6 protein-coding genes are annotated in these 13,622 nt (G+C 71.8%); 4 read left to right on the top strand and 2 right to left on the bottom strand.

What is annotated here, in order from left to right; all coding sequences use genetic code 11:
- Positions 1-335 precede the first annotated feature (335 nt).
- Entirely contained in the window at positions 336-1,388 is a 1,053-nt protein-coding gene (locus ABTX78_RS09555) for a LacI family DNA-binding transcriptional regulator (RefSeq protein WP_352206212.1), read from the top strand.
- A 9-nt stretch (positions 1,389-1,397) separates the two neighbouring features.
- Here ABTX78_RS09555 and ABTX78_RS09550 read toward each other — a convergent pair whose 3' ends face one another.
- Complete coding sequence (locus tag ABTX78_RS09550; RefSeq protein ID WP_352206211.1) at positions 1,398-3,137, bottom strand: discoidin domain-containing protein; 1,740 nt, start codon at positions 3,135-3,137, stop codon at positions 1,398-1,400.
- Between the two features lie 332 nt (positions 3,138-3,469).
- On the opposite strand from ABTX78_RS09550, the gene ABTX78_RS09545 reads away from it, so the two are divergent.
- The 3 genes from ABTX78_RS09545 (at position 3,470) to ABTX78_RS09535 (ending at position 10,640) form a co-directional block, all read left to right on the top strand.
- A complete protein-coding gene (locus ABTX78_RS09545) occupies positions 3,470-5,653 on the top strand; it encodes a pectate lyase-like domain-containing protein (RefSeq protein WP_352206210.1) in 2,184 nt (727 codons plus the stop codon).
- 241 nt (positions 5,654-5,894) lie between these two features.
- A complete protein-coding gene (locus ABTX78_RS09540; RefSeq protein WP_352206209.1) occupies positions 5,895-6,953 on the top strand; it encodes an NAD(+)/NADH kinase in 1,059 nt (352 codons plus the stop codon).
- 309 nt (positions 6,954-7,262) lie between these two features.
- On the top strand, positions 7,263-10,640 hold the full coding sequence (locus ABTX78_RS09535; RefSeq protein WP_352206208.1) for a pyruvate carboxylase: 3,378 nt from the start codon (positions 7,263-7,265) through the stop codon (positions 10,638-10,640).
- A gap of 30 nt (positions 10,641-10,670) precedes the next feature.
- Here the strand turns inward: ABTX78_RS09535 and ABTX78_RS09530 are convergent, their stop codons facing one another.
- Positions 10,671-13,574: a helix-turn-helix transcriptional regulator gene (locus tag ABTX78_RS09530; RefSeq protein ID WP_352206207.1), complete on the bottom strand. Its 2,904-nt coding sequence runs from the start codon at positions 13,572-13,574 to the stop codon at positions 10,671-10,673.
- Positions 13,575-13,622: the final 48 nt, after the last annotated feature.

The following is a 13,622-nucleotide window of genomic DNA, read 5'->3' as shown; positions in this document are numbered from 1 at the left end:
TGCCCACGACCCCGGCGCCGTCCGCCGCTCCGGCCGCGACGCAGGAGCAGAAGGCGCCGGGCCCCGCCCCCCGCCCCCGCCTCGGCCGGACCCGGCGGGGTGCCGCCTTCGAGGCTCCTCGGCCGGGAGTTCGGTGCCCCCTGGTGCGGTTCGCCCACGGCTCCCTCTCCGAGTCCCGAGGCGAACCGGCGCGGAGGCGGACGGCTCGCCGCGGATCTCGCCGCCGCCCACACCGCCGCCCTGGACGCACTGCCGTCCCGCGGGCTTGGGTGTCGGGTCCAACCATCGTGGGGACAGGCCGCCGTACCGCCGGTACCTGCCGGTATAAAGAGGTCATGACTGCCGACGTGCCCCCGACCACACGTCCCGTGACCCTCGAGGACGTGGCCCGGGTGGCAGGTGTCTCCCGGGCCACCGTCTCCCGTGTGATCAACGGTGCGACGACGGTGGATCCGGCGCTTCGGCAGATCGTCGAGGAAGCCATCGCCGCCACTCACTACGTGCCCAACCGCGCCGCCCGGTCGCTGGTGACGCGGCGTACCGACTCCATAGCACTCGTGGTGTCCGAGCAGGAACAGCGGTCCGTCGCCACCCCGTTCATCGGGCGGATGTTCACGGACCCCTACTTCGGGCGGGTGGTCGGCGGGCTGCTCGACGTACTGCGCCCGGCCGGGGTGCAGATGATGCTCATGCTGGTGGACGACGAGGTCTCCCGCGGGCAGTTGCTGTCCTACCTGCGTCAAGGGCACGTCGACGGCGTGGTGCTGGTCTCCGCCCACGGCGCTGACCCGCTGCCGCAGATGATCACTGAGACGCGGCTGCCCGCCGTGCACGCGGGGCGGCGTGCCCAGCTCACCGGTGTCACGTATGTCGAGGTGGACCAGCGCGCCGGCGTCCAGCTCGCCGCCGACCATCTGGTGGGGCTCGGCCGTCGGCGGATCGGCACCGTGACGGGCCCGCAGGACATGCCGGCCGCGCAGGAGCGTCTCGACGGGTTTCTCGGCGCGATGGCGCGGCACGGCATCGACGATGTCGCCTGTGTCGAGGGCGACTTCACCCACGCCGGAGGCGCTGCGGCGATCAAGCGGCTCCTGGCCGAGCGGCCCGACGTCGACGGTGTGTTCGTGGCTTCCGACCTGATGGCGCTCGGCGCGCTGCCGGTGCTCGCGCGCGAGGGTCGCAGGGTGCCGCAGGACGTTGCTGTCGTCGGTTTCGACGACAGCAACGCCGCGCTCGCCTGCGATCCTCCGCTGACGACCGTGCGTCAGCCGGTGGAGGAGATGTCGTCCGAGATGGCCAGACTGCTGCTGCGGCAGATCAACGAGCCGGGTCTGCGCCCGCCGTCGGTGATCTTCCATCCGGCGCTGGTGGTACGCGAGTCGGCCTGAGGGCCGCGCCTACTGCCAGACCTTCACGTAGTCGACGCTCATCTTCTGCGGGAAGCGCGTCGTGGTGTCCGGCGGGCCCGGCCAGTCGCCGCCCACCGCGTTGTTGAGGATCAGGAAGAAGGGGTGGTCGTAGACCCACGGGCCGCGCGTCCGCTCCAGTGTCTCCTTGTCGACTGTGTGGATCACCGTGCCGTCGACGGTGAACACCATGCCCTTGCTGTTCCAGTCGACGGCGAAGGTGTGGAAGTCGCTGGCGAAGTCCCCGCCGCCGGGCAGCGCGTAAGGCGATCCGTGGCCGTTGGCGCCGAAGTACGCCGGGGCGTGCAGCGTGGAGTACGTGGTGTCCGGTTCCTTCCCGACGTGCTCCATGATGTCGATCTCCCCGCAGTGCGGCCACGGGCGGCCTGCCGAGAAGTAATCGGCTCCGAGCATCCAGAACGCGGGCCACAGCCCCTGGGTGCCCGAGACCTTGATCCGCGCCTCGACCCTGCCGTAGGTGAAGGCGAACTTTCCGTAGGTGTTCAGCCGGGCCGAGGTGTACTGGCAGGTGGTGCTGCCGCTCAGCGGGTCGGGCGGGCACGCCGATCCCGGCGTGGCCTCCCGGCGTGCCTCCAGGACGAGATTGCCGGCCCCGTCATGGGCGGCATTCTTGTTGTTGGTGTAGTACTCCAGCTCGTTGTTGGGGCCGGTGCCCGTCTCGGGCACCCACTTCGCCGGGTCGGGTGCCGTACCCGCGGCGCCGTTGAACTCGTCGCTGAACACCAGCCTGCCGCCGGTGGGGTCGGGGGGCAGCGGCGGGGGAGTGGTGGGCGCGCCGCCCGTCCCCCACACCTGGAACTCCCAGAGCGAGTAGCCGTACGCTCCGCTGCGCTGCGTGCCGTACATCCGCACATGGCGTCCGGTGCCGCTGACGGTCAGGGTCTCCTTGAAGCCGGTGCCGTTCGTGGTCCGGTGGATGGTCGACCACTGCGTGCCGTCGTCCGAGACCTGGATCTCGTACGCCTTGGCGAAGGCCGGGTCCCACTGGAGGACCACCTTGTGGATCTCGGCGCGCGCACCGAGGTCCACCGCGATCCAGCCCGGGTCGGTCCAGCCGCCGGTGGGGTTCGTCGCCCAGCGGCTCGCCGGGTCGCGGTCGAAGGCCTTGTCCGGTGTGCACTGCCAGCAGGTGCCGTCGTGCTGGGAGGTCGACGCGGTTCCCTGCTTGCCATAGGACAGCAGGACGTCGCCGCCGGGCGGGCCGCCCGTGCCCGCGGAGTAGATCTGGAACTCCCAGAGCGAGTAGCCCCAGGCGGTGGCCCGCTGGGTGCCGAGCATGCGGACGTAGCGCCCGGACCCCGAGACGTCGAGGGTCTCGGTGCCGCCGGCTCCTGTCGTGGTCGTGTGCAGGGTGCTCCAGTGCTGCCCGTCCGGCGAGACCTCGATCCGGTACCCCTTGGCGTACGCGGCCTCCCAGCGCAGCACCACGCGGCTGATCGCGGTGGTGGCGCCCAGGTCGACCCGGATCCACTGGGCGTCGGTGAACTGGCTGGACCAGCGGGTGCCGGGGTCACCGTCCACCGCCGCCGCCGCGGCGAAGGGGCCCTCGGCGCTGGAGGCGGTGGCGGGCCTGCCCTGCGAGACGAGGACGGGCTCGGCGGCCGCCGGTTGCACCGCGATGGCGAGTGTGAACAGCAGCGCAACCGTGACCAGTAACGCGACGGGGCCGCGTCGTCGGGGTCTTCCTCGGTGCCTTCCAGGGACGTCCATGCGAACTCCTCCAGCGGATGAGGGTGTTGCGAAAGGGAGAGAGCGCTCCCCCGCAACCGGGAGCGTGGACGTCACCTTTTGAACCGTCAAGTGCTGCGGACAGGTCAATTCAACTCACCTCCCCCGTTACGGCGTTGGGCTCCGCGAGCGCATTCGGCTCCCCCTGTGCGCCTTCGGATCCTGAACCCAGCAGCCATGCATGGGCAGTTGGCGAACGATCGTGCGCACAAGCCTTGACGCGGCCGTCCGACAGGTTGAGCATCGACAAGGGTGAGAGAGCGCTCTCTCATGCGCGCTTTCCACCCCCACCCCTGACATCACAGGAGCCGCTGATGCCCGCCACCCTCGTCAGACCCCCGCGCCCACCCGCCGGCCCCGCGCACCACCGCACACTGACGGCGCTCGTCATCACCGCGCTCGTCGCGACCCTGCTCGGCATTCTGCCCGCCACGTCGGCGCACGCGGCGCCCGTCCTGCTCTCCCAGGGCAAGACGGTGACCGCCTCCAGCCAGGAGAACGGCGGAACACCCGCATCCGCCGCGGTGGACGGCGACAACGGCACGCGATGGGCGAGCGCGTTCAGTGACCCGCAGTGGATCCAGGTCGACCTCGGCACCAGCGCCACGGTGAACCAGGTCGTCCTCGCGTGGGAGACGGCCCACGCCAAGGCGTACCGCGTCGAGTTCTCCACCAACGGCACCAGCTGGACCACGGCGCACTCGACCACCACCGCCACCGGCGGCACCGAGACGCTCAACGTCTCGGGCACCGCGCGCTACGTCCGGGTGTACGGCACGGCGCGTGCCACCCAGTACGGCTACTCGCTCTGGGAGTTCAAGGTCTACGGGACGACGGACGGCGGCCCGCAGATACCGGGCGGCGGTGACCTCGGTCCCAACGTCGTCGTCTTCGATCCGTCCACCCCGGACATCCAGGGCCGGCTCGACCAGATCTTCCGCCAGCAGGAGTCCGCGCAGTTCGGCAGCAGCCGCTACCAGCTGCTCTTCAAGCCCGGCACGTACAACAACATCAACGCCCAGATCGGCTTCTACACCTCTATATCCGGCCTCGGGCTGAACCCGGACGACACCACCTTCAACGGGGACGTGACCGTCGACGCCGGATGGTTCAACGGCAACGCCACACAGAACTTCTGGCGCTCCGCCGAGAACCTCGCGCTCAACCCCGTCAACGGCACCAACCGCTGGGCGGTCTCCCAGGCCGCGCCCTTCCGCCGTATGCACGTCAAGGGCGGGCTCAACCTCGCGCCGAGCGGATACGGCTGGGCCAGCGGCGGCTACATCGCCGACAGCAAGATCGACGGCACCGTCGGCCCGTACTCGCAGCAGCAGTGGTACACCCGTGACAGCTCGGTCGGCGGCTGGACCAACGGCGTGTGGAACATGACCTTCTCCGGTGTCCAGGGGGCACCGGCGCAGAGCTTCCCCAACCCGCCGTACACCACGCTGGAGACCACACCGGTCTCACGCGAGAAGCCCTTCCTCTACCTCGACGGCAACGAGTACAAGGTGTTCGCGCCCGCCAAGCGGGTGGGCGCCCGTGGCACCTCGTGGGGCAACGGCACGCCGCAGGGCGAGTCGATCCCCCTCAGCAGGTTCTACGTCGTCAAGCCCGGTGCCACCGCGGCCACCATCAACGCGGCACTCGACCAGGGGCTGCACCTGCTGTTCACCCCCGGCGTTCACCACGTCGACAGCACGATCAACGTGAACCGTGCCAACACGATCGTGCTCGGTCTCGGGCTCGCCACGATCATTCCGGACAACGGTGTGACCGCCATGAAGGTGGCCGACGTGGACGGTGTGAAGCTGGCCGGCTTCCTCATCGACGCCGGCCCGGTCAACTCCCCGACCCTGCTGGAGGTCGGTCCGGCCGGATCGTCGGCGGACCACGCGGCGAACCCGACGACCGTCCAGGACGTGTTCATCCGCGTCGGCGGCGCGGGCCCCGGCAAGGCCACCACCAGCATGGTCGTCAACAGCGACGACGCGATCATCGACCACACCTGGGTGTGGCGCGCCGACCACGGCGACGGCGTGGGCTGGGAGACCAACCGCGCCGACTACGGGGTCCGGGTCAACGGTGACGACGTGCTGGCGACCGGACTGTTCGTCGAGCACTTCAACAAGTACGACGTGGAGTGGTACGGCGAACGCGGCAGAACGATCTTCTTCCAGAACGAGAAAGCCTACGACGCACCCAACCAGGCCGCCATCCAGAACGGCGCCACCAAGGGGTACGCGGCCTACAAGGTCGCCGACTCGGTGAACACGCACGAGGGCTGGGGGATGGGCAGCTACTGCTACTACAACGTCGACCCGACGATCCGGCAGGACCACGGCTTCCAGGCCCCGGTGAAACCGGGCGTGCGATTCCACGGCCTCCTCGTCGTCTCGCTGAGCGGCAACGGGCAGTACGAGCACGTCATCAACAACACCGGCTCACCCACGTCGGGAACGTCGACCGTGCCCTCGGTCGTCGCCAACTTCCCGTAGAGCAGGTCCGGCGAGGCGGGCATGTCCGCCCCGCCGGCCGCACGGACGTGCCCCTCGGGACATCGCCCCCGGGAGCGCGCCTCACCGGCCGGCGCCGCACACGCGGCGCCGGCCGGATGCCGTGCCGCCGACTACCGGGTGAACGTGCACGGCTCATCCAGCCGCCTGCGGCGCGCCGCGTCCGCTCCGCACTCCTCTCTGATCGTTGATCGTGCGAGGCGCGCGACGGAGAGGACACGACATGACAGTGAAGCGGGTAGGACTCGTGGTGCACCGGGGGCGCCCCGAGGCCGTGGCGGCGGCCGATGTCGTGACCGCATGGTGCGCGGAGCACGACATCGCCTGCACCGAGACGGACGTGTGGAACCTGGGCGAGCAGCGGCACAGCGCGCGCGAGGAGGTCGACGCCGCCGGGCATCCCGATCTGATCGTCAGCCTGGGCGGTGACGGCACCTTCCTGCGGGGAGCCCGCCTGGCAGCCGAAAGCGACGCTGTCGTCCTCGGGGTGGACCTGGGCACGGTGGGTTTCCTCACCGAGGTCCCCGCCGCGGACGTCCGCCGGGCACTCGACGCCGTGCACGCCGGGCGCGCCCGGGTGGAGACCCGCATGCTGCTCACCATGCGAGCCTCCCGTCGCCTCCAACTGCCCCAGGAAATGGAGACGGTGCTCTGCTACGGCCGGGGCCCGATGCTTCCGCCCCCGGTCGTCCCCGACGAATCCGATCAGGGCGGGTGGGGAATGTCCTTGCACGTCCGGGCGGTCAACGACGTCGTGGTGGAGAAACTCGTCCGCGACCGCCAGGTGGCCCTGGGCGTCTACGTCTCGGGGCGGCTGCTCGCCTCGTACTCCGCGGACGCCGTCCTGGTCGCGACCCCCACCGGGTCCACCGCCTACAGCTTCGCCGCCGGCGGTCCGGTCGTCTCGCCGTTCGCCGAGGCCGTGGTGTTCACTCCGGTCGCCCCGCACATGACGTTCAACCGCTCCGTCGTCGCCGCCCCCGACGAGCCGATCGGGCTCCGGGTCCTGCCGCACTCCGGCCGCGCCGCGGTGAGCGTCGACGGCCAGTTGCGGGGACTGCTCGACCCCGGCGACTGGATCGGTGTCTTCGCCGCCGAGCGCCGGCTGCGGGTGATCCGGCTCGGACCGACCGACTTCTACGGCCGGCTGCGGGACCGGATGGGGCTCACCGACGCTCCGGCGGCCGCGGCAGCGGGCGACCCCGCGCGCCTGTGGCCGGCCTCGGAACCGGTCCCCGCCGATCTGCGGCACCTGCGCCTGCCCCCCGGTGACGAGGTCTGAAACGAGCGGGCGGTGTCGGTCATCCCACGGCGACATCCGTTGCGAGCTGGACGAACCGGCCGGTAACTTACGCGGACCGGTCGTCACCGGCTTCGCGATCCGTCGCAGGTCGTCCGGTACGGTGGCCAACGCTCCGGCCTCCCACCACCCGACGTCGGCCGGCGCGGTGCACAGCGTGGTGCACCGATCAGCGAACGCATCAACACCGTCCACGACGACACCCTCCACGAGGGCACCGGACGCCCGAGGCTCCGGTGGCGACAGCGCCCGTCCCGAGGCCGCCGGCCCGCGACACGACTGGGGAGTTTGATGTTCGGCAAGGTATTGGTCGCCAACCGCGGTGAGATCGCCATTCGCGCGTTCCGCGCTGCGTTCGAGCTCGGCATCTCCACGGTGGCGGTCTTTCCGCACGAGGACCGCAACTCACTGCACCGGGCCAAGGCGGACGAGGCATATCAGATCGGTGAACCCGGCCATCCCGTACGGGCGTACCTGTCCGTCGACGAGGTCGTCAAGGCCGCCAAGAAGGCGGGGGCCGACGCGATCTACCCCGGCTACGGATTCCTCTCGGAGAATCCCGACCTGGCCGCCGCCTGCGCGGAAGCCGGCATCACGTTCGTCGGGCCCCCGGCCTCGGTCCTTCATCTGACCGGCAACAAGGCCCGTGCCGTCGCGGCGGCGAGGGAGGCCGGCGTCCCGGTCCTCAAGTCGTCGGAGCCGACCACCGACGTGGACACGCTCGTGGCGGCCTGCGAGGACATCGGTTTCCCCGTCTTCGTCAAGGCGGTCGCGGGCGGCGGCGGCCGGGGCATGCGCCGGGTGGCCGAACCCGGCGAGCTGCGCGAGTCCATCGACGCGGCCATGCGCGAAGCGCAGTCCGCGTTCGGCGACGCCACGGTCTTCCTCGAGCAGGCGGTCGTCAACCCCCGCCACATCGAGGTGCAGATCCTCGCCGACGCCGAGGGCAACGTGGTGCACCTGTACGAGCGGGACTGCTCGGTGCAGCGGCGTCACCAGAAGGTGGTCGAGATCGCCCCGGCCCCGAATCTGGACCCCGACCTGCGGGCGCGCATCTGCGCCGACGCCGTCGCCTTCGCCCGGCACATCGGCTATGTGAACGCGGGCACCGTCGAGTTCCTCGTCGACGAGCGCGGCAACCACGTCTTCATCGAGATGAACCCCCGCATCCAGGTGGAGCACACGGTCACCGAGCAGGTCACCGGCCGTGACCTGGTGATCGGACAGCTGCGCATCGCGGCCGGGATGTCGCTGCCGGAACTGCGGCTGACCCAGGACGACATCGAGCTGAACGGCTCCGCGCTCCAGTGCCGCATCACCACCGAGGACCCGGCCAACGGCTTCCGGCCCGACACCGGCACCATCTCCGCCTACCGGTCGCCGGGCGGCCCCGGCGTACGGCTCGACGGCGGGACCGTGCACACCGGCGCCGAGGTCTCCGCGCACTTCGACTCGATGCTCGTCAAGCTGACCTGCCACGGGCACGACTTCGCGAACGCGGCCCGGCGTGCGCGCCGCGCCATCGCCGAGTTCCGTATCCGCGGTGTGTCCACCAACCTGCCCTTCCTCGGCGCCGTGCTCGACCATCCCGACTTCCGGGCCGGCCGCATCACCACGAGCTTCATCGACGAGCACCCGGAGCTCATCCGGGCGCGTCCCTCCGCCGACCGCGGCAGCCGGATGCTCACCTATCTGGCGGAGACGACCGTCAACCGGCCCCACGGCCCCCGGCCGCAGGTCATCGACCCGGTCGACAAGCTGCCCGCCGTCTCCCTCACCACACCGGCGCCCGACGGCTCCCGGCAGCGGCTCGCGGCTCTCGGACCGGAGGCGTTCGCCGCAGAATTGCGCAAACAGAAGGCCGTGGCGGTCACCGACACCACGTTCCGTGACGCCCATCAGTCCCTGCTCGCGACCCGGGTGCGCACCCGCGATCTGCTCGCCGTCGCTCCCTACGTCGCCCGGACGGCCCCGGAACTGCTCAGCCTGGAGTGCTGGGGTGGTGCGACGTACGACGTGGCGCTGCGCTTCCTCGCCGAGGACCCCTGGGAGCGGCTCGCCCAACTGCGCGAAGCGGTGCCCAACATCTGTACGCAGATGCTGCTGCGCGGCCGCAACACCGTCGGCTACACGCCCTACCCGACCGAGGTGACCGAGGCGTTCGTGGCCGAGGCCGCCGTGACCGGCATGGACATCTTCCGCATCTTCGACGCGCTCAACGACATCGACCAGATGCGGCCGGCGATCGACGCGGTACGGGCCACGGGGACGGCACTCGCGGAGGTCGCCCTCTGCTACACCGCCGATCTGTCCGACCCCGCCGAGTCCCTCTACACGCTGGACTACTACCTGCGCCTCGCAGAGGAGATCGTCGAGGCCGGGGCACACGTCCTGGCCATCAAGGACATGGCGGGCCTGCTGCGTCCGCCGGCCGCCCGCACCCTGGTGACAGCCCTGCGGGAGCGGTTCGACCTGCCGGTGCACCTGCATACCCACGACACCGCGGGCGGACAGCTCGCGACGCTGATCGCCGCGATCGACGCGGGAGTCGACGCCGTGGACGCCGCCGTCGCGTCGATGGCCGGCACCACCAGCCAGCCGCCGCTGTCGGCCTTGGTCGCCGCCACCGACCACAGCGAACGGGAGACCGGGCTTTCGCTCCAGGCCGTCGGTGACCTGGAGCCGTACTGGGAGGCGACCCGGAAGGTGTACGCGCCGTTCGAGTCCGGCCTCGCCTCGCCCACCGGCCGGATCTACCACCACGAGATTCCCGGCGGCCAGCTGTCGAACCTGCGCCAGCAGGCCATCGCGCTCGGCCTGGGCGACCGGTTCGAACTGATCGAGGACTGCTACGCCGCGGCCGACCGGATGCTGGGCCGCTTGGTGAAGGTGACCCCGTCGTCGAAGGTCGTGGGCGATCTGGCGCTGCATCTGGTCGGTGCAGGCGTGGAGGCCTCGGACTTCGAGTCCGATCCCGGAAAGTTCGACGTACCGGACTCGGTGATCGGCTTTCTCCGCGGTGAGCTGGGCGACCCGCCCGGCGGGTGGCCGGAGCCCTTCCGCACCCGCGCGCTGCAGGGCCGCCCCGAGAAGGCGGACGCCCCGACCCTGGACGACGAGGACCGGCGCGGCCTCGCGCAGACGCGCAGGGCGACCCTGAACCGGCTGCTGTTCCCCGGCCCGACCAAGGAGTTCGAGGCGCACCGCGAGGCCTACGGCGACACCTCGGTCCTGCCGACGCGGGACTTCCTCTACGGCCTGGAGCCGGAGACCGAGCACACCGTCACCCTCGAACCCGGCGTGACCCTGCTGATCGAGCTGGAGGCCATCTCCGAGGCCGACGAGCGGGGCTTCCGTACGGTCATGGCCACCCTCAACGGGCAGTTGCGGCCGGTGGCCGTGCGGGACGAATCCGTCGCGACCGAGGTCAAGGCGGCGGAGAAGGCGGAGCGCGGCAACGAGCGTCATGTCGCGGCACCGTTCGCCGGAGTGGTTACGCTCCAGGTCGCCGAGGGTGACGCGGTGGACGCCGGTCAGACGGTCGCCACCATCGAGGCGATGAAGATGGAGGCATCCATCACCGCCCAGAGCGCGGGCACCGTGAGCAGGCTCGCGATCGGCAGGATCCAGCAGGTCGAGGCGGGCGATCTGCTCATCGAGCTCGGCTGACGCACACCGCGAACGGTCCGGCGCCGCCCCTCAGGGGCCCGCCGGGCCGTCCGTCGTCTCCGGTGGCGCACGGTGCGCGGGCCAGGAGTTGAGCGCGGTCGCCAGCTGCGCGCGCGAACGGACGTCCAGCTTCTGGTAGATGCGGGTCAGCCGAGCCTCGACCGTCTTCACACTGAGGTAGAGCTTCGCCGCCGCCTCCTGGTTGCTTGCGCCCTCGCGGACCAGTGTCGCGAGGCGCAGCTCCGCCTCCGTCAGGGAGGTCGGAGCGCCGCGGGCGGGAGCCGGCTCGGCCGAGCGGGACGGCGTCTCCGCGGCCAGTGCCAGCCAGGGCAGCGCTCCCGTGCGTTCGAAAACGGCGGCCGCCGTCTGGAGGGCGTTCTGCGCTGAGGAGCGCCGTCGGCGGCGGCGCTCGACCCGGGCCAGCGCGATGAGCGCCCGTCCCCGCTCCAGCGGCAGGCCCGCCGCGTCGAACCGTTCGGCGGTCTCCGTCAGCAGCTCCGCCGCCTCCTCGGGCTTGCCGCTCGCCGCCAGATACAGCGCGTACGCCCGGTCGCAGCCCAGCAGCACCGTGGTACGCCCGAGCCGCTCGGCCACCGGGCGGACACCGGCCAGCAGGAAGGCGGCCTCCTCCGGGGCATCGCCGGCGACCAGCGCCTCCGCCAACTCCTCGTGCCAGCGCAGCATCGAAGGGTCGACGGTCGACTGGGCCTGCTCGTCCGCGCGGACACGGCGCAGCGTCTCCACGGCGTCCGCCACGTCGCCTGCGACGAGTTGGACCCGCCCGAGCGCGTACAGACTGCGGGAGAGGAAGACCCGGTCACCCTCCTCCTCGGACGCCTGGACGCTGCGCCGGGCGTAGCTCGCGGCGCGCGCGAAGCTGCCGCCCGCGGTCTCGGCGAGGGCCAGGGCGTACCAGGCGGGTCCCGGGGACAGCCCGGCCTCCAGGGTCAGGGCGAGCGACCGTCCGGCGTGGGCCACCGCGGCGGCACACAGTCCCTGGCGTGCTTCGATCTCCGCGAGCGTCCGGAAGAGTTCGATGGCGTCCTCGACCGTGCCCCGCCGCTCGACGAGCGGCAGGAGCGCGTTCAGCTGATCGCGGGCGTCGGTGAGCCGGTCGTCGAACAGCGCATGACGGATCGTCAGGATCTGGGCCGCGTTGCGGATACCGAGCGGGCGGTCGACCAGTTCGAGCGCGCGCGCCTCCGCGAGCACCCGCTGCTCCTCCGCCGAGCCGAGGACCCGTTCCATGCGTGCCTGCACGGTCAGGGCCCGGGTCGCCGTCTGCCGGTCGCCGACGGAGGCGGCGAGCCGGGCCGATTCGACGGCGGCCGCGCGCGAGCGTACGGGATCGCCGTCGGCGAGCACGTACTTGACCGCCAGCCGGAGCTGGACGGCCGCGCGCAAGGCGGTGTCCTCCTCCGAGTCCTCCATGGCGTGCACATAGGTCTCGTCGAGGTCGCCGAGCCCCTGGCCCGCCGTGTCCAGCACCGCGAGGCGTGCGCGCACCCGGTCGGCGGGGGTGGCGTCGCGGGCCAGCAGATCGGTGGCCGCGCGCATCGCGAGGTCCGCCCGCGCCGCCCGCGCGGCCTCCTCGGCCGCTTCGACGAGCCGGGCTATCCGCTGCCCGCCATGCTCGACGGGGGTGGACTCGGCGGCGAGCAGGGCGAGTTCGGCGGCCAGGGCACTGTTGCCACGACGCCGGGCCGTGTCGGCCGCCGCGGCGACCTCGTACGCGAGGTGCTCGTCGGGCGCGTCGGCGGCCAGTGCCCGGTGCCGTACCGCCTCGACGGGGTCGTTGACCACCCGGGCGAGAGCGGTGTGCCCCGCGCTGCGCTCGTTCCAGCAGGCGTCATGCACGAGGGTGGACGGCAGGACGCCGGCGCTGAAGGCGACGGTCCCGTCCTCGGTGAGCGTGATGAGGTTGGCCCGCTCGGCGGCGGCGAGGTCGGCCTCTGCCGTGGCACGGCCCGCGCGGCGGATCAGTGCCGCCGTCGGCCGCAGGGCCAGGGCGGCGAGCAGCAGGGTGCCGCGTACGGCCGGGGAGGCCGCCCCCAGGAGCTGCCGGGCGAGGTCACGGGCGCGGCCCGACAGGGACAGCGCGTCGGCGTGGTGGACCGGTGTCCGGGCGTCGGCGAGCGAACGGCCGACGGCGAGCGCGAGCCGGGGGTTGCCGCCGCTGGCCCGGTGGATACGGCCCGCCATCCGGGACGGCAGCCGGTGGTGGAGGAGGAGTTCGGCGATCTCGTCGGCGTGCAGGGCCGGCACGAACAGCACATCGGCCTCGGAAGGCACCCACAGGGCGTCGGGACCGGCCGAGTCCTGCGGGGGCGCGCCGGGCCCGGGAGTCGTGGGGGCGTACGCCGAAGGGGTTTCGGCGGCGATGACCCGCAGCGCCGGCGGAGCCAGATGCAGCGCGAAGCGCAGCAGGTCCGCACTGTCGGCATCAATGTGCTGGACACCGTCGACGACGAGCAGGACCGGAGCCTGCGCGGCGAGGGTCCGCAGGATCTGGGCCAGGGCGAGCCGCAGCGCGATGGGGTCCCAACCACCTTCGGGGATGGGCGCCTCGCGGCACAGCATGGCGACGGCGCCGCGCTGCGGTCCGGGCAGTGCTTCGAGTGCGTCGACCGCTCCTGGGCCGCCGGGCCCCGCGGGGGAGTGGACGGCGTGCCAGGACACGGACGCGCGGACGGACGCGAGCAGAGCGGCTGCCGCCGCTCCCGGTATGTCCCGGTCGGCGGGCAGTGTGGCGAGCCACAGCACGGTCTCGCCGCGGGACTCGGCCTGCGCCGCGGCGGCCAGGGCCATCTCCGTCTTCCCGATTCCGGCGGGACCGGTGAGGAGTGCGCGCCCCCGCGTGTGCAGGACCCGCTCGAGCCGGGCGAGGAGCTCGGCCCGCCCCACCGGCGCGGGGCGGTGAACCGTCGTCGTCACGCCCTTCACCCCCCTTGCGACCTGCGCAGGTCTCTGCCTGTGAGTGCA

The organism is Streptomyces sp. NPDC096193, from assembly GCF_040302905.1.
In the GTDB taxonomy this organism is placed as follows: Bacteria; Actinomycetota; Actinomycetes; order Streptomycetales; family Streptomycetaceae; genus Streptomyces.
This window is presented reverse-complemented; position numbering and strand designations above follow the sequence as displayed.

Coding starts and splice junctions, on each gene's coding strand:
- ABTX78_RS09545 (WP_352206210.1), top strand. CDS start 3,470: ATGCCCGCCACCCTCGTCAGACCCCCGCGCCCACCCGCCGGCCCCGCG.
- ABTX78_RS09550 (WP_352206211.1), bottom strand. CDS start 3,137: ATGGACGTCCCTGGAAGGCACCGAGGAAGACCCCGACGACGCGGCCCC.
- ABTX78_RS09535 (WP_352206208.1), top strand. CDS start 7,263: ATGTTCGGCAAGGTATTGGTCGCCAACCGCGGTGAGATCGCCATTCGC.
- ABTX78_RS09540 (WP_352206209.1), top strand. CDS start 5,895: ATGACAGTGAAGCGGGTAGGACTCGTGGTGCACCGGGGGCGCCCCGAG.
- ABTX78_RS09555 (WP_352206212.1), top strand. CDS start 336: ATGACTGCCGACGTGCCCCCGACCACACGTCCCGTGACCCTCGAGGAC.